Raw genomic sequence first — 17,814 nt, forward strand, 5'->3', positions numbered from 1 at the left:
TCGCATTCAGGGCGTCAAGGCTGGGCGAGCAGTTCCGCGTAGCGCTTCAAATCAACATTTCCGCCGCTGATGATGACGCCCACCTTTTCGCCGGCAGCCGGCGGGTTGGCCTGCAGCGCGGCGCACGCCCCGGCAAACGCCAGGCAACCAGTAGGCTCCACCACCATCTTCATGCGCTCGGCAAAAAAGCGCATGGACTCGACCAGCTGCGCATCGCTGACGGTGAGGATGTCGTCCACATCGCGCCGGATGATGGCAAAGGTGTAATCGCCCAGGTACTGGGTTTGTGCGCCGTCCGCAATGGTTTTTGGCGTTTCAATATGCACAATGCGGCCTGCGCGCAGCGACTGCTGGCCGTCGTTACCCGCTTCAGGCTCGACACCATAGACCTTGCACTGCGGCGACAGGGCGCGGGCTGCAAGCGCCGAACCGCTGGTAAGCCCGCCGCCGCCCAGACATATGTAGAGACGGTCCAGCGGGCCGGTTTCTTCGATCAGCTCTTTCGCTGCCGTACCCTGCCCGGCAATCACGTCGGGGTGGTCATAAGGCGGGATCAAGGTCATGCCGCGTTCGGTGGCGAGCCGTTTCGTCAGCGCCTCGCGGTCTTCGGTGAAACGGTCGTACAGCACCACTTCCGCGCCATAGCCCCGCGTGGCGGCCAGCTTGGCAGCGGGTGCATCTTTGGGCATCACGATGACCACGGGCATACCGAGCAGGCGCGCTGAAAGCGCCATCGCCTGTGCATGGTTGCCCGACGAAAACGCGATGGCACCAGTCCGGCGCTGCGCCGCGTCGAACTTTGACAGCGCATTGAAGGCGCCGCGAAACTTGAAAGCGCCCATGCGCTGGAAGTTTTCACATTTGAAAAAGAAATTCGCGCCCCAGCGGGCATCGGCCGTACTGGACCGCAACACGGGCGTGCGGTGCGCATGGCCTTCAAGCCGCGCGGCAGCGGCGGTGACGTCGTCGTAGGTAGGGAGTTGCATGGTGAATACGCTTTCATTCCGGGGTAGAAACTCAGAAAGATCCGGGGAGGCATCCAAAAGAGACTGCAAGCTTAAATGACGAGGCATTTTCTGGGCAGAGCCAGAAAGCCCGATTCTGTACCGATACAGATGGCTGATTCGTTCAATTGCTGCGAGCAGGTTTCGCCGCGGCGCTGAAAGGCACAATGAGCGCATGCGCGCCCTGCTTTCAAGTTTCTCCTGGCGGGAACTGCAACACCACCCCTGGCGCAACGCCGCCGCCGTGGTGGCTGTGATGCTGGGCGTGGCATTGGCGTTTTCCGTACAGCTCATCAATGCGTCGGCACTCAGTGAGTTCTCACAGGCGGTGCGCGCGGTCAACGGTCAACCCGACCTGGAGCTGCGTGCCGTGCAGGGCAGCTTTGACGAGGCGGTGTACGCGCGCGTGGCCAACCATCCGCAAGTCGCGCTGGCCAGCCCGGTGCTTGAAATCAGCACGTATGCGCTGGACGACACCTCCCCCACCGGCCGCCTGCCGCTGCGCATCATCGGCGTCGACGCGCTGGCGGTGGCCGCCATCGCGCCGTCGCTGATGCCGGTGCCGTCTTCCGACGCGGGACGCTTCGCCCTGTTTGCGCCTGGCAAGGTGTTCTTGAACCCCGCCGCGCAGCAAGCATTGCACTCGCCGGAGTTGCGCCTGCAAAGCGGCCTTGAACTGCGCAGGGTTTCTGTGGCCGGCAGCGTCGGCGCCGGTGGCGGGCCCCTGGCCGTGATGGACATTGCCGCCGCGCAAGAACTCTTCGGCAAGGCCGGACAACTCTCGCGCATCGACCTCAGGCTCAGCGCCGGCGCCGATGCGCGCCGTGTGATCGAGTCGCTGCAGCTGCCGTCCAACATCACCGCCACGGCGCCGGGCGATGCGGCCGAACGCGTCAGCAACCTGTCGCGCGCCTACCGCGTCAACCTGACGGTGCTGGCATTGGTGGCCTTGTTCACAGGCGCCTTCCTGGTGTTTTCGGTGCTCTCGCTGAGTGTGGCCAAACGCGCGCAGCAATTCGCGCTGCTGGGCGTGCTGGGCCTGACCGGCCGTGAACGCCTGCAGCTGGTGCTGGCCGAGTCGCTGCTGCTGGGCGTGGCCGGCAGCGTGCTGGGCATCGCGCTGGGCTCCGGCCTGGCTGCGCTGGCGCTGCGGCTGCTGGGCGGGGACCTGGGGGGCGGCTACTTTTCCGGCGTCGCACCTACCCTGCAATGGAACGGCTGGGCCGCACTCACTTACGGTGCGCTGGGAATTGCTGCCGCCGGGGTGGGAGGATGGTGGCCGGCTCGTGCGGCGCAAAAACTGCCGCCCGCGCAAACCCTCAAGGGCCTCGGCGCTGCGGCAGGCACCGGCGGCGGCCACTGGTTCAGTATCATTTTGATAGCTGCTGGCGCTCTACTGGCGCTGGTTCCACCGCTATTTGGCATTCCATTGGCGGCTTACGTGTCGGTAGGCCTGCTGCTGGTCGGCGGCATCACCGCCTTGCCCTGGCTGATTTCGCTGATCTACAACCGGCTCAGCCCCCGGGTGGCTCACCGGCTGCTACCGCTGCTGGCTGTGGAGCGCGCGCGCCGCGTGCGCGAAAGCGCCGCGGTGGCCGTGAGCGGCGTGGTGGCATCGCTGAGCCTGGCCGTGGCGCTCACGGTGATGGTGACCAGCTTTCGCGAGTCGGTCACGCACTGGCTGGACGTGGTGCTGCCGGCCGACCTGTATGTGCGCACGGCGCTGGGAACCTCCGCCAGCGACACGGCGTACTTCTCTCCGGAGTTTGTCGACGCGCTGGGCCGCCTGCCCGGCGTGGCGCGGGTGGGCAGCCTGCGCACCACGCAGCTGCTGCTGGATACCGCCAGGCCCAGCGTCACCCTGATCGCCCGCCCGCTGGACAACCCGGCCACCGCACTGCCGCTGGTGGGCCAGGCGCTGCCGGTGCCGCCCGGGCACATTGGCATCTATGTGAGCGAGCCGATGGTGGACCTGTACGGGGCACGCCCAGGCACCGTTTTTCGCCCACTTTCACAAGCTTTTATGGCTCTAGCCCAATCAGGACGAGCGCGAGCAGCTCCTGATTTGATAGCAAGCAAGGTGGGATCCGGGACGCCCGTGTTTTATGTGGCGGGCGTCTGGCGCGACTACGCACGCCAGTTCGGCGCCATCGCCATCGCCCACACGGACTTCGAACGCCTGACCGGCGACCAGCGCACCAACGACCTCGCGCTGTGGCTGACGGAGGGCGCCAGCGACAGCCAGGTGCAGCAGGCCGTGCGCGGCCTGGCCGAGCAGCAGTCCGGCGCCGGCGCGCTGCTGGAGCTGGCCTCCGTCAGCCAGCTGCGCGCCACATCGCTCCGGATTTTTGACCGCAGTTTTGCCGTCACCTACTGGCTGCAGGGCGTGGCAATCGCCATCGGCCTTTTCGGCGTGGCCGCCAGCTTCAGCGCCCAGGTGCTGGCACGCCGCAAGGAGTTTGGCCTGCTGGCGCACCTCGGGCTGACACGCCGGCAAATCCTGGCCGTGGTGGCCGGCGAAGGCGCGGCCTGGACGGTGATAGGCGCGCTTGCGGGGCTGGCCCTGGGACTCGCGGTGTCGACCGTGCTGGTGTACGTGGTGAACCCGCAAAGCTTTCACTGGACCATGGACCTGATGGTGCCCTGGTTGCGCCTGGCCCTGCTGTGCGCCGCGGTGGTGGCGGCCGGCACCGTAACGGCCTGGCTGGCGGGCCGCGCGGCCGCAGGCCGGGACGCCGTGCTGGCGGTGAAAGAAGACTGGTAAGCCTTGCCCCTTTGCGGCATTTGCCGCGAAAGGATACGCCACGGGCAAGGGGCAGCCCCCGTGTACCGTCCTACAGGCGTGGAGGCCGGTTTCCGACGTCATCCGGCCGCTCCCGGCATCACACTGTGACTCATGCGATGGCCGTCAAGTGCGCAGGTTTTTTTGCCAGCCCTTGTCTCCCACGCCCCTTTTTCTCTCCCTTTTTCTCTTTCAAATGCCTGCGGAGAACGCGATGACCACCAACACCAGCCCCCTGACCGGCGCCAACGCGAACCCGACAGGCAAGTTCGCACGGCATGCCTCCTCCCGGCCGTCCCACGGCTTGCAGCTCACCCGCAATGACGACGGCAGCGTGACCCTGGCACTCAACCAGCCCCTGAGGCTGCAGGCCGAAGAACTCGAAGAACTCGTCGCCAGCCTTGCCGGCTTGCGCGCGGACATGGACCCGCCCTATCCGCTGGACTGCCCGCCATTGAGTGCGCTGGAGCCCAGCTACAGCCCGCGGCACTGGGTTGCCTGCGACCCGCTGACCGGCAAGATCCTGCTGTTCCTGCGCCACCACCTGTTTGGCTGGCTGGGCATTGTGCAAACGCCTGAAACCGCACTCGACATGCTGAAGTCCATCGCCGTCGAGATGAAAAACCTGGAGCTCTCCGACCACGATCCGCGGCGCGAACTGCACTGAGAATTGCTGCCCGCCAGGCAATGGCCGCGTCCCCGTGCGAGCCTCGTCTCATCCTGTTTATCGTGCTGTACATCTTGATACGAGGCGCTCCGCGGGTTGGCCAATGAATACAGGGCCTGCGCGCTGCATGGTGCAGCACCTGCCGCCTTCCCATCTTTAGCTTTCTCCAATGCAGGCGACCACGCCGAAAGGCGTTTTCGTTTGCTTACTCATGGTCACGTTTCTGACGCGCGATTGTCATCACAGCGCCGGGATGAACTCCTACCATGGAGGCATTCACCAGAGAGGGCTTGCATCATGAGACCTGCTAAAGCACCGCCGCACGACTACCGCATTGAAAACGTTGATCCGGCCGAAGGCAGCCTGCTGCCGTCGAGCTCGAATCATCTTTTCGCAGACTACTCGCTGGCTGTGGCGGTGGCCGTGAAAAGTGTGGCCGACCCCACGCGGCAGGAAGTGCGCGTCGTGCACATTCCCAGCGGGGAAGTCGTCTTCCGGACTTCAGCATTTTGAAGTCGAAGTCCATCGCATCAGTCCAGCCTGATGCTGTTTGCAAAGTGGTCATACACCACGGAAATTCTCCGCAGGTGGCGCGATTCCGCGTGCGCCAGCAGCCACAGGTCTGACTCGCAGTCGGCCAGGGTGTCCCCCAGCGGCACCAGCCCGGGCTCTCCCGCCAGCATGAAGCGCGGCACAATGCCCACCCCCAACCCCGCCTTGATCGCATCCATCACCGCCACAATGCCGTCCGCATAGTGCCGCGGCATAACTTTGGGCAACTGTTTGCGCCGCCACAGCACCGAGGGGTGCTCCGGAAGCGATTCGTCAGGCGCTATCCAGTCAAAGCCCGCCAACGCATCAAGCAAGGGGATTTTTTTGGACGACACCGCCCTGGCCTGCGTTTTTGATCCGCACACCACAAAGCGCACAGCGCCCAGCCTGCGGCCCACCAGGTGGTCGGGCGGCTTGCGTGTCGCACGCAGCGCCAGGTCGGCATCACGCCGGCTCAGGCTCACGAGTTCATTGCCGGTGCGAATGTCGAGCTGCAACAGTGGATGCTGCACCAGCAGCGGCTTGAGGGAAGGCAGCACCAGCCCGCGCAGCACCGCGTCGGTCGTGGTCAGCCGCACCAGGCCTGAAACGCCTTCATGCGGCCGCTGCATGCTGGCGCGCACGGCTTCAAGCTCGGCCTCCACACGCTCCGCATGCGGCACCAGGCCCAGCATGGTCTCTGTGGGCAGGTAGCCCAGGCGCGACCTTTCGAAGAGGCGCTGGCCCAGGTTTTTTTCGATGCGCTGCACCGAGCGGAACACCGTGGACGCATCCGCGCCCAGCCGCCGCGCGGCCTCGGCCAGCGTCATGCCGCGCACCATGGCCAGCAAAGTTTCCAGGTCCGACGCCGTCAAAGCGTATTGCGTTTTTGCAATAGATGTTTTCATGATTGCCAATTTACATTGTATTCTTGCAATCGTAAAGTGGCGGCTCCTTCAACGCTACGCCCTTTGCCGGGCTTTACACCATGACCACCGACACTTCTGAAAACTTCAGCGCCAGCCATGGCGCCACCTTGCTGCGCCTGGCCCTTGGCACCATGTGGGTCACCCACGCGCTGCTCAAAATCTTCGTCTTCACCCTGCCCGGCACGGCACAGTTCTTTGAATCGGTCGGCCTGCCCGGCTTCATGGCTTACGTCGTCGTGGCGGTCGAATTGCTCGGCGGTGCGGCGCTGCTGCTGGGCTTTTATGGCCGCCAGGCATCGCTGCTGCTGGCGCCAGTGCTGCTGGTGGTCGTCTGGGTGCACTGGCCCAACGGCTGGGTGTTTACCAGTCCCAAGGGCGGCTGGGAATACCCGCTGTTCCTGTTGGTAGCCTCGCTCGCCCAATGGCTGCTGGGTGACGGCGCCTGGGCCGCGCGCCGCAGCCGCCTGCTGGTGCCGCGCTGATCTGCGCAGAAAGACATCACCATGAAGCTCACCCTCATCAGCCACACACTGTGCCCCTACGTGCAGCGCGCAGCCATCGTGCTGACCGAAAAAGGCGTCGCCTTCGAGCGCATCAACGTCGACCTCGCCAACAAGCCCGACTGGTTCAAGGCCATCTCGCCGCTGGGCAAGACGCCGGTGCTGCAAGTAGATGACGACGCAATCTTTGAATCCGCCGTGATCTGCGAATACCTGGACGACACCCTGCTGCCGCGCCTGCACCCGGCGGATGCCCTGAAGCGGGCCCAGCACCGCGCCTGGATGGAGTTCGGCTCTGCCCTGCTCAATGCCATCGGAGCGTTCTACAACGCTGCCGATGCGGCGTCCCTCGCGCGGCACCGCGAAGACATTGGGCGCCGGTTTGCCCAGCTTGAGGCCGTGTTGCCGGATCAGGGGCCTTATTTCGCCGGTGCATCTTTCAGCATGGTCGATGCCGTGTTCGGGCCCGTGTTCCGTTATTTCGATGTGCTGGACGACGTGGGTGAGATTGGGTTCTTTGAGCAATTGCCAAAGGTGCAGGCCTGGCGCGCCGCTCTCGCTGCGCGTCCCTCAGTCCAGCAAGCGGTGGGCAGCGGCTATGCTCGCGAGCTGCATCGCTTCTTCTTGGCCCGCGGCTCCGAACTCTCGCGCCGCATCGCGGAGCGTGAAGTAGCCTGATGCTATAAAGCGGATGGCCGCTTTTGGCCAGAAGTCGAAATTCGTCATCTCAATCGATGCCATCCAAAACACCTTCCTCCGGCCCCGCCGATTGGTTGCTGGGCCGTTGGCGCTCTGACAAAGGGTTGACCGTTGACGGATGGGGTAAGCATCCCCCAGGCTCTACAGAGTTTCAGGCGATTATGCTTCGGACACTCGGCAAGACAGAGGTGCTATTCACTCCAAAACGCTTCACCTCGATGTTCGAGGACGCCAGGTCCGTCACACCGTATCGGGTTATTTGGAAGTCAGAAACAAGCGTGGTTGTTGTGTTTGGCCGCATCGGTGAAGAAACAGCGCAACACCTGCATTTTTTAAGCCCAACGCTCTACTGGGTCCACACCGGAAGATTCTGGGAATACTTTTCCAAGATGAAATGAGCTTGTTGCAGTGTCGGCAATGACCCAAACGGAAGCGCTTTTTCCCATCAGCCCGTAAAACAACCGGCCCCCAAGGCTGCCCCTCCTCAGGCGGCCGATGACCCGCTAGTGAAAACTGCCAATTGCGCATCAAAAGCACGCTGGTAGGCAGGCCGCGCTTCACCACGGGCCACATAAGCCGAAAGATTCGGGTATTTCTCCAGCAGCCCCGATACGCCCGCCCTGCGCAGCACCGTCACCATCAGCAGGTCACCGGCGCTGAAGGCACCGTCAAGCCAGTCGGCATTGCCCAGCCGGCTGGAAAGGTCGCCCAGCCGCGCATGGACGCTGTCCTCGAGCGCGGGCAGGCGATCCGCATACCAGGGCTTGTCCCGCTCGAAGAGCACGGCCATTGAGCGGTCAATGATGGGCGGCTCTACCGTGTTGAGCGCGGCAAACATCCAGGTGACGGCGCGCGCACGGGCATTCACATCGGCTGGCAGCAGACCTCGATGGCGTTCTGCGATATGGAACACGATGGCCCCTGACTCGAACAGCGCAAGATCACCCTCTTCATAGGTTGGAATCTGCCCGAAAGGATGAAGCGCACGGTGGGCGGGTTCCTTCATCGCCGCGAACGAAACAAGGCGAACCTCGTAAGGCTGGCCCACTTCTTCAAGCGCCCAGCGAACGCGCATGTCACGCGCCAGCCCCCGGCCGCGGTCGGGTGAGCGTTCAAAGGCCGTCATGGTGGGAGTCGTCGGAAGGGTCATGGTGGTTTCTCCTTTTGCTGAGATGCCTGGTTGAGTGTTTTGTTGATGCCGGACATGCGATTGACCGGTCACCTACCTCACGACGTTCGGGATAGAGCCCAATCGACATCCCGGCGCCACTTTTTTTGCAAATTCTGAGAAAAAAAGGAAATTGGGTGCCGTCAGCAGCGTACCCGTCGTCGCAGATCACGCCCCTGCTCAGGTCTGCCGAAAACTCGCCAGCGTCTTGAGCAGGTTACGGGTGGCGCCGTCGAGCACATCCAGCGGCCTGTGGACCATGGCCGTGTGGCGCGTCAGCGCGGGCTTGAGCGGCACCAGTTGCACGTCATGCCGCACGTTGGACTCCTCCAGCGACTGCTCCCTCGGCAGCACCGCAGCGCCGTACCCAGCGGCCACCAGGCTCTTGATGGCCTCGGAATAGTTGAGCTCGATGCGCGCGCGCGGCGTGAAACCCGCATCGGCAAACCAGGCCATGGTCATGCGGTACATATGGGTCGGGGTTTCGTTGAAGATCAGCGGGCGGGTGGCCAGCCATGCGGGCGTGGCATGTTTGGGCGCCTTCCAGCGCTTGGGTACAAACGCCATCATCGGGTCGCTACGCCAGTGGGTGATCACCATGCCGCGCTGCGCAGGTGGCGGTGTGGCGACCAGGCCGACATCGAGCGTGCCGTCCAGCAAGCGCTGCAGCGTGTCGGCGGAACCAAGAATACTGACCTCGACATCGATGTCGGGGTGGGCTTGTTCCATGGCCTTGAGCACCTGCGGCAAAAAGTACACCAGCACGCCGGTAGTGGTGCCCAGGCGCACGCGGCCGGTGCGGCCCTCGACGTGGCGCTTCACCGCATCGACCGCATCGTCGGCGTCGCGCAGCAGGCGGCGGGCCCGCTCGACCAGCACGGCGCCCGCCGGCGTGGGCTCAACGCGCCGACCGCCGCGCACCACCAGCGGCGTGCCCAGCCGGCTTTCAAGCTCGCTCACATGCAGGCTCACGGTGGGCTGCGCCAGATGCAGGCCCTGCGCCGCGGCAGAGAAAGTGCCCAAATCAGTGATGGCGACCAGGGTGCGTAGCTGGTCCAGGTTCAGTTCGCGCATGGCAGGTGGCTTGTTAGTTGATATCAGTAATTCTGATAGTTTCGATCAGAAAATTCAACTTCCACAATATCATGATTTTCAGCACCATAGGGCACTTCCTACCAGGAGCGCGCGAAATGCTGACGAAGACGATGAGAATTTTTCCGGGAGCCCTGCCCGGCTTTCCAGCCAGAGAGCTAAGCCAAAGGCTTCTGGCCGGCCTGCGCAAAAACGCGCAGAGGCGACGGAACCTGAATGAGCTGCGGCTGATGAGCGACCACCAGCTCAATGACCTCGGCATAGGCCGCGGTGAAATCCCCGGCCTGATGGATGACCTCGGGCCCCGCCGCTGGGAATGGCGCTGAAACCCCTGCGCCGGACCGGCAAGCCGGCAGAAGACGTTTTACGCCAACAGGTCTTGCTGCGAGAATCGGGCAATGACTTCCCTCCAGACCTCCAGCAGTTCCTGGCTCAGCGCCGCCATCGCCCGCATTGAAGCCGACTACCTGCGCAGTGCCGACACCCACCTGATCCCGCTGCCGCTGCCGGCATTCGCTGCGCGCGGCATTGATTTTTACCTTAAAGACGAATCCACCCATCCCACCGGCAGCCTCAAGCACCGGCTGGCACGCTCATTGTTCTTGTACGCGCTGTGCAACGGGTTGATCCACGAGAACTCCACCGTCGTTGAAGCGTCCAGCGGCTCCACCGCAGTCAGCGAAGCCTACTTCGCGCGGCTGCTGGGCCTGCCCTTTGTCGCGGTCATGCCGCGCAGCACCTCGCCCGAGAAGGTGGCGCAGATTGAGTTCTATGGCGGGCGCTGCCACTGGGTGGAAAGCGCGGTGCAGGTGTACGACGAAGCGCGCAAAGTGGCGCTTGAAACCGGCGGCCACTACATGGACCAGTTCACCTATGCCGAGCGCGCCACCGACTGGCGCGGCAACAACAACATCGCCGAAAGCATGTTCAGCCAGATGGCCCGCGAGCGGCACCCAGTGCCGCGCTGGATTGTAGTGGGTGCCGGCACGGGCGGCACCAGCGCCACCATCGGGCGTTATGTGCGCTACCAGCGCCACGGCAGCCAGCTGTGCGTGGCTGACCCGATGGGGTCTGTTTTCAGCGCCTATCACCGCACCGGCGATGCCGGCCTCACCGGCGCAGGCTCGCGCATTGAAGGCATTGGCCGCCCGCGCGTGGAAGCCAGCTTTATCCGCACGGTGATAGACCGCATGGTGGAAGTGGCCGACGTGGACTCGCTGGCCGCCATGCAGGCCTTGTCGCAACTGCTGGGCCGCAGGGTCGGGCCTTCGACCGGCACCAACCTGGTGGGCATGCTTACGCTGGCGCATGAGATGCTGGCGCGCGGCGAACAGGGCTCTATCCTGTCGCTGCTGTGCGACTCCGGCGAGCGCTACCTGCCCACGTACTACAACGCCAACTGGGTCGCTGAAAAAATGGGCGACTGCACGGCAGCGAACGAGCAGATCAACCGGTTGATGCGGCCTGCGCAGGCCTGAAGAGCCCGATGCGCCTGCCACTGTTGCCCGCCGGTTTGCCAAGGCGCCAGCTGTTGCTGGGCGGCGCGGCGGGCCTGGCCAGTCTGGCAGGCTTTGAAAAAGCCCACGCCCTGCCCGCCAAAACACTGGCGTTCCCGCGCGACCGCGGCGCCCACCCCGGCTTTCGCAACGAGTGGTGGTACATCACCGGCCAGGCCACGGCCGCGGATAGTCGCCTCTTCGGCTTTCAGCTGACCTTTTTCCGTTCACGCGTGGACGATACGCAGGGCATGTCGTCAAAATTCGCCGCGAGGCAACTGGTTTTTGCGCATGCCGCCATCACCGATGTGCAGGGCAACAAACTCTGGCACGACCAGCGCATCGCACGGGAAGGTTTTGGCGTTGCAATGGCCAGCGAGCAGGACATGGCTGTCAAACTGCGCGACTGGTCCCTGAAAGCCGAAGGCGCAAGGTACACCGCAGAACTCCCGGCCAGCGACTTTGCGCTCAAGCTGCAGTTTGAAGAAACGCAAGGCGTGCTGCTGCAAGGCAACAAGGGCCTGTCGCGCAAAGGGCCTGACGAAAAACAGGCTAGTTACTACTACAGCCAGCCGCAGCTTGCCACGCGCGGCACCCTGCAAGTCAAAGGAAAAAACTTTGCCGTTACCGGAACAGCCTGGCTGGACCACGAGTGGAGCGAAGAGATCCTGCATTCAGACGCCACGGGCTGGGACTGGATAGGCATGAACCTGCTGGACGGCAGCGCCCTCACCGCTTTCAGGCTGCGGGGCAAAGACGGCAACACGCTGTGGGATGGGGGCTCGTTCCGCTCAACCAAAGGAGGGCTGTACACCTTCAGCCGCGGCGAGGTGATTTTCAAACCCGTGCGCTATTGGAAAAGCCCTCTGACGCAAGCGACTTATCCGGTCGAGTGGATCGTCCGCACGCCCGCCGACTTTTATACGGTCAGGGCCGTCATCGACAACCAGGAGCTGGACAGCCGCCAGTCGACAGGCGCGATTTACTGGGAAGGCTTGAGCGAGCTGATCGACAGCAACGGCAAGCGCGTGGGGATGGGGTACCTGGAGATGACGGGGTATGCGCAGCGCCTGAAGATGTAGCGCCAGGCCGGCGCCGGCCGCAGTTGCGGCGCAGCGCCCAAAGGGATCAATAGTCGGCGCGGATCAGGCGCTGGGCACGAGGGCTCATGTTGCGGCGGATATTTGCCGTCAGCCATGGGTAGGGCTGGCCAGGCGCAGCGGCGACAGATGGTGCACCGGGCAGCAGAAATTGCGCAGCATCCATCACCTTGCGCAGCAAGGAAGACAACGAGGAAGAAGCCTGCAACGAACGGCCGCCGACAGAGGCGTTGGCGGAAGCGGGCTCAGTGAAAAATGCGGTGCGTGTCATGGAAGGTCCTTTCGAAGTGACGTGAGCGGCAACGATTGCCAAAACAGAGGTCATGACGAGAATATAGGGTTTACGAGTATAAAAGTAAAACGACTTATATTGCGTTTGAATGCAGAAAAATTGCATTTAGAGCACGGCCTCTAAGGCCGGACAAATGGGAGACACGCCATGGATATCAACCTCGCCCGCACCTTCCTCGAAATCGTGTCCTGCCACAGCTTTGTCCAGGCCGCAGAACGGCTGCATGTCACCCAGACCGCGGTCAGCGCTCGTGTGAAAACGCTGGAAGAACTGCTGGGACGCACGCTCTTCGTCAGGAACAAGGCCGGCGCATCGCTCACGCCCGCAGGCGAGCAGTTTGTACGGCACGCCATGACGCTGGTGCAAGTCTGGGAGCGCGCCCGCCATCAGATGGCCGTGCCACCCGGTCGCCGCGCGCTGGTGACCGTTGGCTGTGAAATCAGCCTCTGGCAACCGCTGATGCTCGACTGGCTGTTCTGGATGCGAAAAAACGCACCCGATCTGGCGCTTCGCACCGAGGTGGGCGTTGCAGAAGACCTGCTGGAACGCGTGGCCCACGGAACACTGGACATCGTCATTGCCTATGCACCGCGGCAGCGCCCCGGCCTCAGGATCGAACTGCTGATCGAAGAAAAACTGGTGCTGGTCACCACCTCGCCCAGGCTCGAGATGCCGCAGCCCGCCGACTACGTCTACGTGGACTGGGGGCGCGAATTCTCGGCACAGCACAGCCTGGCGTTCCCGGAGCTTTCCAGTGTCGGGGTCTCCTCCAGCTTGGGGCCGTTGGGGCTGGAGTACCTGCTTGCGGTGGGCGGTGCCGGTTATTTCCGGCAAAACGTGGTGCGCAACCACATCAAGGAAGGCCGCCTGTTTCGCGTGCCAGGCAAGCCGGAGTTTTTGTACCCCGCTTATGCCGTCTACGCAGCCAACGCAGACATGAAAGTACTGGAACCCGCCCTGGCAGGCTTAAGGCAAGCCGCGGCGGGAAGCCAGGGCGGCAAGGTGCGCACTGCCAAGCCGGCAAAGGCTCCCGGCAAGGGCAAACAACCCTCATCGTGAATCTCACAGCCCCAAGTCCCTCACCTTCATCACTTCATTCATCACTTCAATCAGGATGGCCCAATGCGCTGGATAGCCCTATTTGACGACACACCTGCCATGCTGGCGATCCGGCAGGAGCGTGAACCCCTTCATCTTGCCTACCTTCGGCAACACCAGGACGAAATCCTCATCGCAGGCGGTTTGCGTGAAACGCCCGGCGACAGCTTTGTAGGGGGCCTCTGGGTCATGGAGGTTGCGTCCAGGGCGCGTGCCGCGGAGCTGGTCGAGAACGACCCCTACTACGTGCCGGCTCATCGCAGCTACCGGCTGCTGGCCTGGGGCAAGGCATTGGCTGACAGGCAGGTGATTTTGTAAGCAAACCCCAACATCGTCGCACCCATGTCACCGTTCAGCGATAGAAAGGGACCAAGAGCAAGGGGTGTTCCGTGACGCAAGCGCGGGAAAAGGCTGCGTGACTACACTCGACCCGTGCTGGTAAGCCTCTTGCCAGCCTTTTCCTCATGCAACCGGAACTGAAATGGACTTTTTTCTCCTGGTGACCTTTGTCGCCATCGGCACCTACCTCCTGAAAGCCAGGGAAGAACGCCAACGCATAGCGCTGCTGGGCAGCCATCTGGGCAATTACCAGATTGAAAAACTCATGGAAACGCTGGCTGACGGTTACCTGCGGGCACTCGGCGAAAAAGAGCCCGAGCGGCGCGAACAGGTCTGGCAACAATTGGCCAACTCTGAAGCGCAGCTGGCCGTGCAGTTCAGCAAATTTGCGACAGAGTTTGCCAGGGTGCCTGAACCCGAGGCCCGCGTCAGCCGGCTGCCCATCAGTTTTCCCTTTGCGACGCTGATCCTGCCGGCCATGAGCTTCGACATGCGCATTGCCCTGGCGATCCACGCCGCCGGTATTGCGCGCGTGGCCCAAAATACCGCCGGGCTCAGCCCCAAGGCCAAGGCCTTCACGATGTCGGCCGAACTCTTCCTGATGCAGCACACCTGCCACTGGTTTTGCAAATCAAAGGCCATCGCCTCGGCCCGCGTGCTGGTGCGGCACAAGACACCCCATGCGCAGCTGGTGGATTCGGTGTCGCCGGAGACGCGTGAGGCTTATAGCGTGCTGATCGGCGGCGGCAGATAAATAAGCGTGTGAGGCACTTTCACGCGCGACGCCTCACGGCCTTGCAACCATTGCTTTCACTTCCTCGCTGAGGCGAAGAACTTCCGGGCTTGTTGTCACCCCGACTGATATCGCGTCCAGGCCATCGACCATCGTGCATTTGAAAGTCGCATCCGCCTGTTTGTTGCATTCCATGACACCACGAGACTTGCCATCCACCTTGAAACGCGCAGGATGAAAGATGTAGGTGAGATCCGAGGGATCTTTTGAATAGACAGTGCGATCCAAAAGATCGTCCGGAAACTTCTTCTCGGTCATTTCCCTGATGAGATAGGCCATCCGGGCCCCAAGTTGCGGCATCGCCTGTTTGGTTTCCCTGTTGTGCGCGCCGTGCAGGCCAATCATGGTTTTCGCCAGAGGAGCGCCGTCGCTGTAGTAGCGGTGGACCCCTCCGAGAAAAACAAGGCCGCATGCGGACTCGCATTTTCCTGAGACTGCAGTGTCGAGGCCTGCATCCCGAATACGCCTTGCAAGTTCTTGCCCGTTCCAGAGATCGCCCCCGGGGCTGTTGTGCAGCAAAACGAGCTTCACTTGATTCGTGGCAAGCTGGTCTTTGAGCTGGGCAACGTCACCGCCAATAACCGGTCCGGACATGATCAGCGTTTCCCCAATGAGATTGAATTCCATGGCCAGGGCCGGCGTGACGGCGAGCTGGAACGCGACCAGGACGAGCCATCTTCTATGGTGAAACGGCATTTGTGGCGCCTTAAAGGTTTGCCAAGCCACTCAGCGACAGGCAAACACTATTCATCAAGGAAATCACCTCGGTAAAAGCTCCAGGCAGTTCCGTCGTGAAGATAGAAGTACCCATCAGCGCAGAAATCTTTACCGGGGAAAAATTCGCGATACGCCTTGGGAACAAGCCGTGACAGCTGCGCGTCCGTGAGTTCATCGAACTGTTCGGGCGTAATCGGTTGGCCGACTCTGAGTTTGGGAGATTCCATGGGTGAACGGGGTAGTTGGAGGCGTATGGATGATGAGCGTCATTGTGCGGTGAAATCCTGCCCTTGGCTCTGGCGCAGAAGGTGCGGAAACCTCGGAAGCAGAAAATCGACCCAAAGATCAAGGTCAGCCACCGCGTAATACGGCAGCCAGACATCGACATCCGGCTTCCAGGCGTCAGGATTCACTGTCTGAAGATCAGCGATTCTCTTGCGCCACATCTCGCCCTGATAGCCCGGAAGTTTTGCCCATTCGTGTACTGGATCCGATGCCGCGGGCTCTGGAATGCGTTTGGCCAGCTCCGCTGCGATGGAAAAACCGAGCTCTATATCGGCTGCACTCAGAGTACGCAGCACGCGGGCATTTGGCCCACCGCAGAGTGACGATTCCGCAGACTCCTGATGAACCAGATTCAGTGTGAACGAACTTCCCGAGAGTTGACCTCCCCAGGAATTGACCTGAAACCACAGACACCAATAGCCCGGCCCGGCAGGTCGAATAAACGCACAGGAGTAACCGGGCCGCCGCTTCCAGCCGTTCGCCGTAAACCATGGACTGAGCGCGCGCCTCAGCGCAGCGTGTACGACCTTGCTGGTTGCATAAATGGTCATCATGACGCCTGACGTTTGAGATAAGAAGGCCAGGCGGCTTCAGGAGAGCCATTGAATGGCCAGCATCACAAAGAGCAATAACCAGACCGTTGAGCTCAATACAGCTGTAAGCCAGTTTGTCCATTTAATGCTCCCTGGGTACATGCGGCCCAGAACGACAGGGCTTGACGCTGCATCGTAGAGCGACCAGCCACCTATGGCGGTAAAAACGGCCAGGGCCCACAGGCTTCCCTTTGATGCCGAACTGAAAGAAACCGCCGCAATGGTTGTGGCCAGGACGAACCAGACAACGCTGATCCAGAGGAATCCTCTGGCCATGTCACCTTTTTCCGCCGGCGCCATCGAAGGCTCGACTTTCTCTACAGCTGCGAGCAATTCCGGCAAGGGTTGCCTGGAACGCAGCGACGCAAGAAGCAATACGGCCTGGACACCAGACCACGCGAGAAAAATGAACAGGGCTTGAGTTGTTGATGGCATATGCGAAGAACTTAAGGTTTGTGTGCCCACCCGAAGCAAGGCTCAGGCCTGTGATGCGAGAAGACCGAGGTCACTAGAGAAAAAATTTCTAGCGCGTTAAAGCTCATCGTCTTCCCATACCGCTGGGTCATCGGCCCATTCCAGCAGTAACCCGGCCCTCGATGCGAGCATGGGGGCGAGTTCTTCCATGTTCTCTCCCGTACCAATGACAAACGTTGGGTGCCGCTCTCCACGCGCCATGCATCGAGCCGCGTCCTGCCAGAGAGAAGCGATGGCATGCACCGCTTCCCGTGGAGTTCCAGCCTTGCTTGAGGAAACATAGTCGTTCGGCATATCGCCAGAGATAGCCCACCAGCCCACCGAACCAGGGCTCTCAAGGCTTTCGACGGTCCAAACTGAGACATAGGGGGCAAGGTGCCACACAGGCTCAACGCCGATCCGGCCATGCACCAGGCCTTCTCGCCGCAAGTATTCGGATACTTCAGCACGGCGCTCTGCACACCACTGGGCTTCAACTTCGGGGTTGTCGTAATCGGGCATTGTTAAGGCCTAACATTTGGGCTGAGTGGACTGTAGCAGCAGGCCGCGCGGAACCGGAACTAACAGCACGGTGTCACGTGGCCTGCTGTTGCGGTCCGCTCAGATGATGGGTTACTCCCGGCGAGATACCCTAAGGTTGCAGGAACGCTTGCTCCCAGCTGGAACCAATGCGGGAATAGGTCGTGCGCGCATGCAGGCGGCTCTCTTTGAACTCCAGAAATTCAATGTGCTCGGCCCGGAGCCTGAATCCGCCCCAGTTCGCGGGGCGAGGGATTGGCTTGCCATCGTACGCAGCTACGGCGCGTCCGTATTGATCCGAAAGCGACTCGAGGCTTGCAAGCGGACGGCTCTGCTGAAATGTCGCTGTGGCAATTTGGGCATCCCGCAGGCGGCCCGCCCAGTGGACATCAGCCTCTTGTTCCGGTATCGCCATGCAAATTCCCTTGATACGCACCTGCGTGGCGACATGCTCCCACCACAGGGTGATGCCGGTCTTGGGGTTGCGAGCGATGTCCAAGGCCTTGCCAGAGTCCAAATGCGTGCAGAAGACGAAACCCGTCTCTTCCGCTTCCTTCAAATCGACGAACCGCGAACTGGGGTATCCATCCGCATCGATGGTGGAAACACAAACAGCGTTCCTGTGTTTGGACGACCCACGGCTCCTGGCGTCGAGCCATACGGTTTTGAAACGCTCAATGGGACTGCGCATATTTTCTCTTGACGTCTAAGGTTTGAGATGAGCGGCTCCACCCGG

23 protein-coding genes are annotated in these 17,814 nt (G+C 62.0%); 12 read left to right on the top strand and 11 right to left on the bottom strand.

Translation table 11 applies throughout. The annotated features are described in order from the left end of the window. Nucleotides 1-14 precede the first annotated feature (14 nt). Nucleotides 15-986 carry a threo-3-hydroxy-L-aspartate ammonia-lyase gene (locus AC1DY9_RS20435; protein WP_477667493.1) on the bottom strand — a complete coding sequence of 324 codons (972 nt, stop codon included), beginning with the start codon at nt 984-986 and terminating at the stop codon, nt 15-17. A gap of 193 nt (nt 987-1,179) precedes the next feature. On the opposite strand from AC1DY9_RS20435, the gene AC1DY9_RS20440 reads away from it, so the two are divergent. The 3 genes from AC1DY9_RS20440 to AC1DY9_RS20450 all read left to right on the top strand — a co-directional run bounded on the left by AC1DY9_RS20440 (nt 1,180) and on the right by AC1DY9_RS20450 (nt 4,966). Then, on the top strand, nt 1,180-3,768 hold the full coding sequence (locus AC1DY9_RS20440; RefSeq protein WP_477667494.1) for an ABC transporter permease: 2,589 nt from the start codon (nt 1,180-1,182) through the stop codon (nt 3,766-3,768). Nucleotides 3,769-4,000: 232 nt separating this feature from the next. Then, nucleotides 4,001-4,453, top strand: coding sequence for a hypothetical protein (locus AC1DY9_RS20445; RefSeq protein ID WP_477667495.1), 453 nt, complete (start codon nt 4,001-4,003; stop codon nt 4,451-4,453). A 297-nt stretch (nt 4,454-4,750) separates the two neighbouring features. Continuing rightward, complete coding sequence (locus AC1DY9_RS20450) at nt 4,751-4,966, top strand: hypothetical protein (RefSeq protein WP_477646876.1); 216 nt, start codon at nt 4,751-4,753, stop codon at nt 4,964-4,966. A 17-nt stretch (nt 4,967-4,983) separates the two neighbouring features. On the opposite strand, the gene AC1DY9_RS20455 is transcribed toward AC1DY9_RS20450, so the two are convergent. Further along, complete coding sequence (locus AC1DY9_RS20455) at nt 4,984-5,892, bottom strand: LysR family transcriptional regulator (protein WP_477667496.1); 909 nt, start codon at nt 5,890-5,892, stop codon at nt 4,984-4,986. Nucleotides 5,893-5,972: 80 nt separating this feature from the next. Here AC1DY9_RS20455 and AC1DY9_RS20460 point away from each other — a divergent pair, with 80 nt between their 5' ends. The 3 genes from AC1DY9_RS20460 to AC1DY9_RS20470 are packed head-to-tail and all read left to right on the top strand — an operon-like array spanning nt 5,973 to nt 7,510. Further along, nucleotides 5,973-6,395, top strand: coding sequence for a DoxX family protein (locus AC1DY9_RS20460; RefSeq protein WP_477667497.1), 423 nt, complete (start codon nt 5,973-5,975; stop codon nt 6,393-6,395). A 21-nt stretch (nt 6,396-6,416) separates the two neighbouring features. Further along, nucleotides 6,417-7,091, top strand: coding sequence for a glutathione S-transferase family protein (locus AC1DY9_RS20465; RefSeq protein WP_477667498.1), 675 nt, complete (start codon nt 6,417-6,419; stop codon nt 7,089-7,091). Between the two features lie 56 nt (nt 7,092-7,147). Next, complete coding sequence (locus tag AC1DY9_RS20470; RefSeq protein ID WP_477667499.1) at nt 7,148-7,510, top strand: hypothetical protein; 363 nt, start codon at nt 7,148-7,150, stop codon at nt 7,508-7,510. A gap of 86 nt (nt 7,511-7,596) precedes the next feature. Here the strand turns inward: AC1DY9_RS20470 and AC1DY9_RS20475 are convergent, their stop codons facing one another. Further along, the gene (locus tag AC1DY9_RS20475) at nt 7,597-8,262 is read right to left on the bottom strand and encodes a glutathione S-transferase family protein (protein ID WP_477667500.1); all 666 of its coding nucleotides are present in this window, start codon (nt 8,260-8,262) and stop codon (nt 7,597-7,599) included. Nucleotides 8,263-8,460: 198 nt separating this feature from the next. Next, complete coding sequence (locus tag AC1DY9_RS20480; RefSeq protein WP_477667501.1) at nt 8,461-9,354, bottom strand: LysR family transcriptional regulator; 894 nt, start codon at nt 9,352-9,354, stop codon at nt 8,461-8,463. Nucleotides 9,355-9,425: 71 nt separating this feature from the next. Between AC1DY9_RS20480 and AC1DY9_RS20485 the strand changes: the two genes are divergently transcribed. The 3 genes from AC1DY9_RS20485 (at nt 9,426) to AC1DY9_RS20495 (ending at nt 11,950) form a co-directional block, all read left to right on the top strand. Beyond that, nucleotides 9,426-9,698: a DUF1127 domain-containing protein gene (locus AC1DY9_RS20485; RefSeq protein WP_477667502.1), complete on the top strand. Its 273-nt coding sequence runs from the start codon at nt 9,426-9,428 to the stop codon at nt 9,696-9,698. 72 nt (nt 9,699-9,770) lie between these two features. Continuing rightward, entirely contained in the window at nt 9,771-10,850 is a 1,080-nt protein-coding gene (locus AC1DY9_RS20490; protein ID WP_477667503.1) for a PLP-dependent cysteine synthase family protein, read from the top strand. An 8-nt stretch (nt 10,851-10,858) separates the two neighbouring features. Further along, nucleotides 10,859-11,950, top strand: a complete 1,092-nt coding sequence (locus tag AC1DY9_RS20495) for a lipocalin-like domain-containing protein (protein WP_477667504.1) — start codon at nt 10,859-10,861, stop codon at nt 11,948-11,950. A gap of 46 nt (nt 11,951-11,996) precedes the next feature. Here the strand turns inward: AC1DY9_RS20495 and AC1DY9_RS20500 are convergent, their stop codons facing one another. After that, a complete protein-coding gene (locus AC1DY9_RS20500; RefSeq protein WP_457278989.1) occupies nt 11,997-12,239 on the bottom strand; it encodes a hypothetical protein in 243 nt (80 codons plus the stop codon). Nucleotides 12,240-12,407: 168 nt separating this feature from the next. Between AC1DY9_RS20500 and AC1DY9_RS20505 the strand changes: the two genes are divergently transcribed. From AC1DY9_RS20505 to AC1DY9_RS20515, 3 genes are all read left to right on the top strand, one after another. After that, nucleotides 12,408-13,319 (top strand): LysR family transcriptional regulator, encoded by a 912-nt coding sequence (locus AC1DY9_RS20505; protein WP_457278990.1) that lies wholly within the window; start codon nt 12,408-12,410, stop codon nt 13,317-13,319. A gap of 63 nt (nt 13,320-13,382) precedes the next feature. Continuing rightward, nucleotides 13,383-13,676, top strand: coding sequence for a YciI family protein (locus AC1DY9_RS20510; RefSeq protein ID WP_477667505.1), 294 nt, complete (start codon nt 13,383-13,385; stop codon nt 13,674-13,676). A gap of 163 nt (nt 13,677-13,839) precedes the next feature. Then, entirely contained in the window at nt 13,840-14,451 is a 612-nt protein-coding gene (locus tag AC1DY9_RS20515) for a hypothetical protein (RefSeq protein WP_457278992.1), read from the top strand. A gap of 33 nt (nt 14,452-14,484) precedes the next feature. Here AC1DY9_RS20515 and AC1DY9_RS20520 read toward each other — a convergent pair whose 3' ends face one another. From AC1DY9_RS20520 to AC1DY9_RS20545, 6 genes are all read right to left on the bottom strand, one after another. Further along, nucleotides 14,485-15,186 (bottom strand): hypothetical protein, encoded by a 702-nt coding sequence (locus tag AC1DY9_RS20520; protein ID WP_477667506.1) that lies wholly within the window; start codon nt 15,184-15,186, stop codon nt 14,485-14,487. 47 nt (nt 15,187-15,233) lie between these two features. Continuing rightward, a complete protein-coding gene (locus AC1DY9_RS20525) occupies nt 15,234-15,434 on the bottom strand; it encodes a hypothetical protein (RefSeq protein WP_477646891.1) in 201 nt (66 codons plus the stop codon). A 39-nt stretch (nt 15,435-15,473) separates the two neighbouring features. Next, a complete protein-coding gene (locus tag AC1DY9_RS20530) occupies nt 15,474-16,046 on the bottom strand; it encodes a hypothetical protein (RefSeq protein ID WP_477667507.1) in 573 nt (190 codons plus the stop codon). A 36-nt stretch (nt 16,047-16,082) separates the two neighbouring features. Beyond that, complete coding sequence (locus tag AC1DY9_RS20535; protein ID WP_457278996.1) at nt 16,083-16,520, bottom strand: hypothetical protein; 438 nt, start codon at nt 16,518-16,520, stop codon at nt 16,083-16,085. 96 nt (nt 16,521-16,616) lie between these two features. Beyond that, nucleotides 16,617-17,060 (bottom strand): DUF4826 family protein, encoded by a 444-nt coding sequence (locus AC1DY9_RS20540; protein WP_477667508.1) that lies wholly within the window; start codon nt 17,058-17,060, stop codon nt 16,617-16,619. Nucleotides 17,061-17,190: 130 nt separating this feature from the next. Continuing rightward, nucleotides 17,191-17,769, bottom strand: a complete 579-nt coding sequence (locus AC1DY9_RS20545) for a pyridoxine/pyridoxamine 5'-phosphate oxidase (RefSeq protein WP_477667509.1) — start codon at nt 17,767-17,769, stop codon at nt 17,191-17,193. Between the last annotated feature and the right edge of the window lie 45 nt (nt 17,770-17,814).

Source organism: Polaromonas sp. P1_F6, assembly GCF_056405695.1.

Excerpts from the sequence above, each read along its gene's own strand:
- AC1DY9_RS20535 (WP_457278996.1), bottom strand. The coding sequence starts at position 16,520 with ATGCCATCAACAACTCAAGCCCTGTTCATTTTTCTCGCGTGGTCTGGT.
- AC1DY9_RS20460 (WP_477667497.1), top strand. The coding sequence starts at position 5,973 with ATGACCACCGACACTTCTGAAAACTTCAGCGCCAGCCATGGCGCCACC.
- AC1DY9_RS20490 (WP_477667503.1), top strand. The coding sequence starts at position 9,771 with ATGACTTCCCTCCAGACCTCCAGCAGTTCCTGGCTCAGCGCCGCCATC.
- AC1DY9_RS20525 (WP_477646891.1), bottom strand. The coding sequence starts at position 15,434 with ATGGAATCTCCCAAACTCAGAGTCGGCCAACCGATTACGCCCGAACAG.
- AC1DY9_RS20530 (WP_477667507.1), bottom strand. The coding sequence starts at position 16,046 with ATGATGACCATTTATGCAACCAGCAAGGTCGTACACGCTGCGCTGAGG.
- AC1DY9_RS20475 (WP_477667500.1), bottom strand. The coding sequence starts at position 8,262 with ATGACCCTTCCGACGACTCCCACCATGACGGCCTTTGAACGCTCACCC.
- AC1DY9_RS20505 (WP_457278990.1), top strand. The coding sequence starts at position 12,408 with ATGGATATCAACCTCGCCCGCACCTTCCTCGAAATCGTGTCCTGCCAC.
- AC1DY9_RS20510 (WP_477667505.1), top strand. The coding sequence starts at position 13,383 with ATGCGCTGGATAGCCCTATTTGACGACACACCTGCCATGCTGGCGATC.
- AC1DY9_RS20520 (WP_477667506.1), bottom strand. The coding sequence starts at position 15,186 with ATGCCGTTTCACCATAGAAGATGGCTCGTCCTGGTCGCGTTCCAGCTC.
- AC1DY9_RS20495 (WP_477667504.1), top strand. The coding sequence starts at position 10,859 with ATGCGCCTGCCACTGTTGCCCGCCGGTTTGCCAAGGCGCCAGCTGTTG.
- AC1DY9_RS20445 (WP_477667495.1), top strand. The coding sequence starts at position 4,001 with ATGACCACCAACACCAGCCCCCTGACCGGCGCCAACGCGAACCCGACA.
- AC1DY9_RS20470 (WP_477667499.1), top strand. The coding sequence starts at position 7,148 with ATGCCATCCAAAACACCTTCCTCCGGCCCCGCCGATTGGTTGCTGGGC.
- AC1DY9_RS20545 (WP_477667509.1), bottom strand. The coding sequence starts at position 17,769 with ATGCGCAGTCCCATTGAGCGTTTCAAAACCGTATGGCTCGACGCCAGG.
- AC1DY9_RS20465 (WP_477667498.1), top strand. The coding sequence starts at position 6,417 with ATGAAGCTCACCCTCATCAGCCACACACTGTGCCCCTACGTGCAGCGC.
- AC1DY9_RS20440 (WP_477667494.1), top strand. The coding sequence starts at position 1,180 with ATGCGCGCCCTGCTTTCAAGTTTCTCCTGGCGGGAACTGCAACACCAC.
- AC1DY9_RS20485 (WP_477667502.1), top strand. The coding sequence starts at position 9,426 with ATGATTTTCAGCACCATAGGGCACTTCCTACCAGGAGCGCGCGAAATG.
- AC1DY9_RS20450 (WP_477646876.1), top strand. The coding sequence starts at position 4,751 with ATGAGACCTGCTAAAGCACCGCCGCACGACTACCGCATTGAAAACGTT.
- AC1DY9_RS20435 (WP_477667493.1), bottom strand. The coding sequence starts at position 986 with ATGCAACTCCCTACCTACGACGACGTCACCGCCGCTGCCGCGCGGCTT.
- AC1DY9_RS20455 (WP_477667496.1), bottom strand. The coding sequence starts at position 5,892 with ATGAAAACATCTATTGCAAAAACGCAATACGCTTTGACGGCGTCGGAC.
- AC1DY9_RS20480 (WP_477667501.1), bottom strand. The coding sequence starts at position 9,354 with ATGCGCGAACTGAACCTGGACCAGCTACGCACCCTGGTCGCCATCACT.
- AC1DY9_RS20540 (WP_477667508.1), bottom strand. The coding sequence starts at position 17,060 with ATGCCCGATTACGACAACCCCGAAGTTGAAGCCCAGTGGTGTGCAGAG.
- AC1DY9_RS20500 (WP_457278989.1), bottom strand. The coding sequence starts at position 12,239 with ATGACACGCACCGCATTTTTCACTGAGCCCGCTTCCGCCAACGCCTCT.
- AC1DY9_RS20515 (WP_457278992.1), top strand. The coding sequence starts at position 13,840 with ATGGACTTTTTTCTCCTGGTGACCTTTGTCGCCATCGGCACCTACCTC.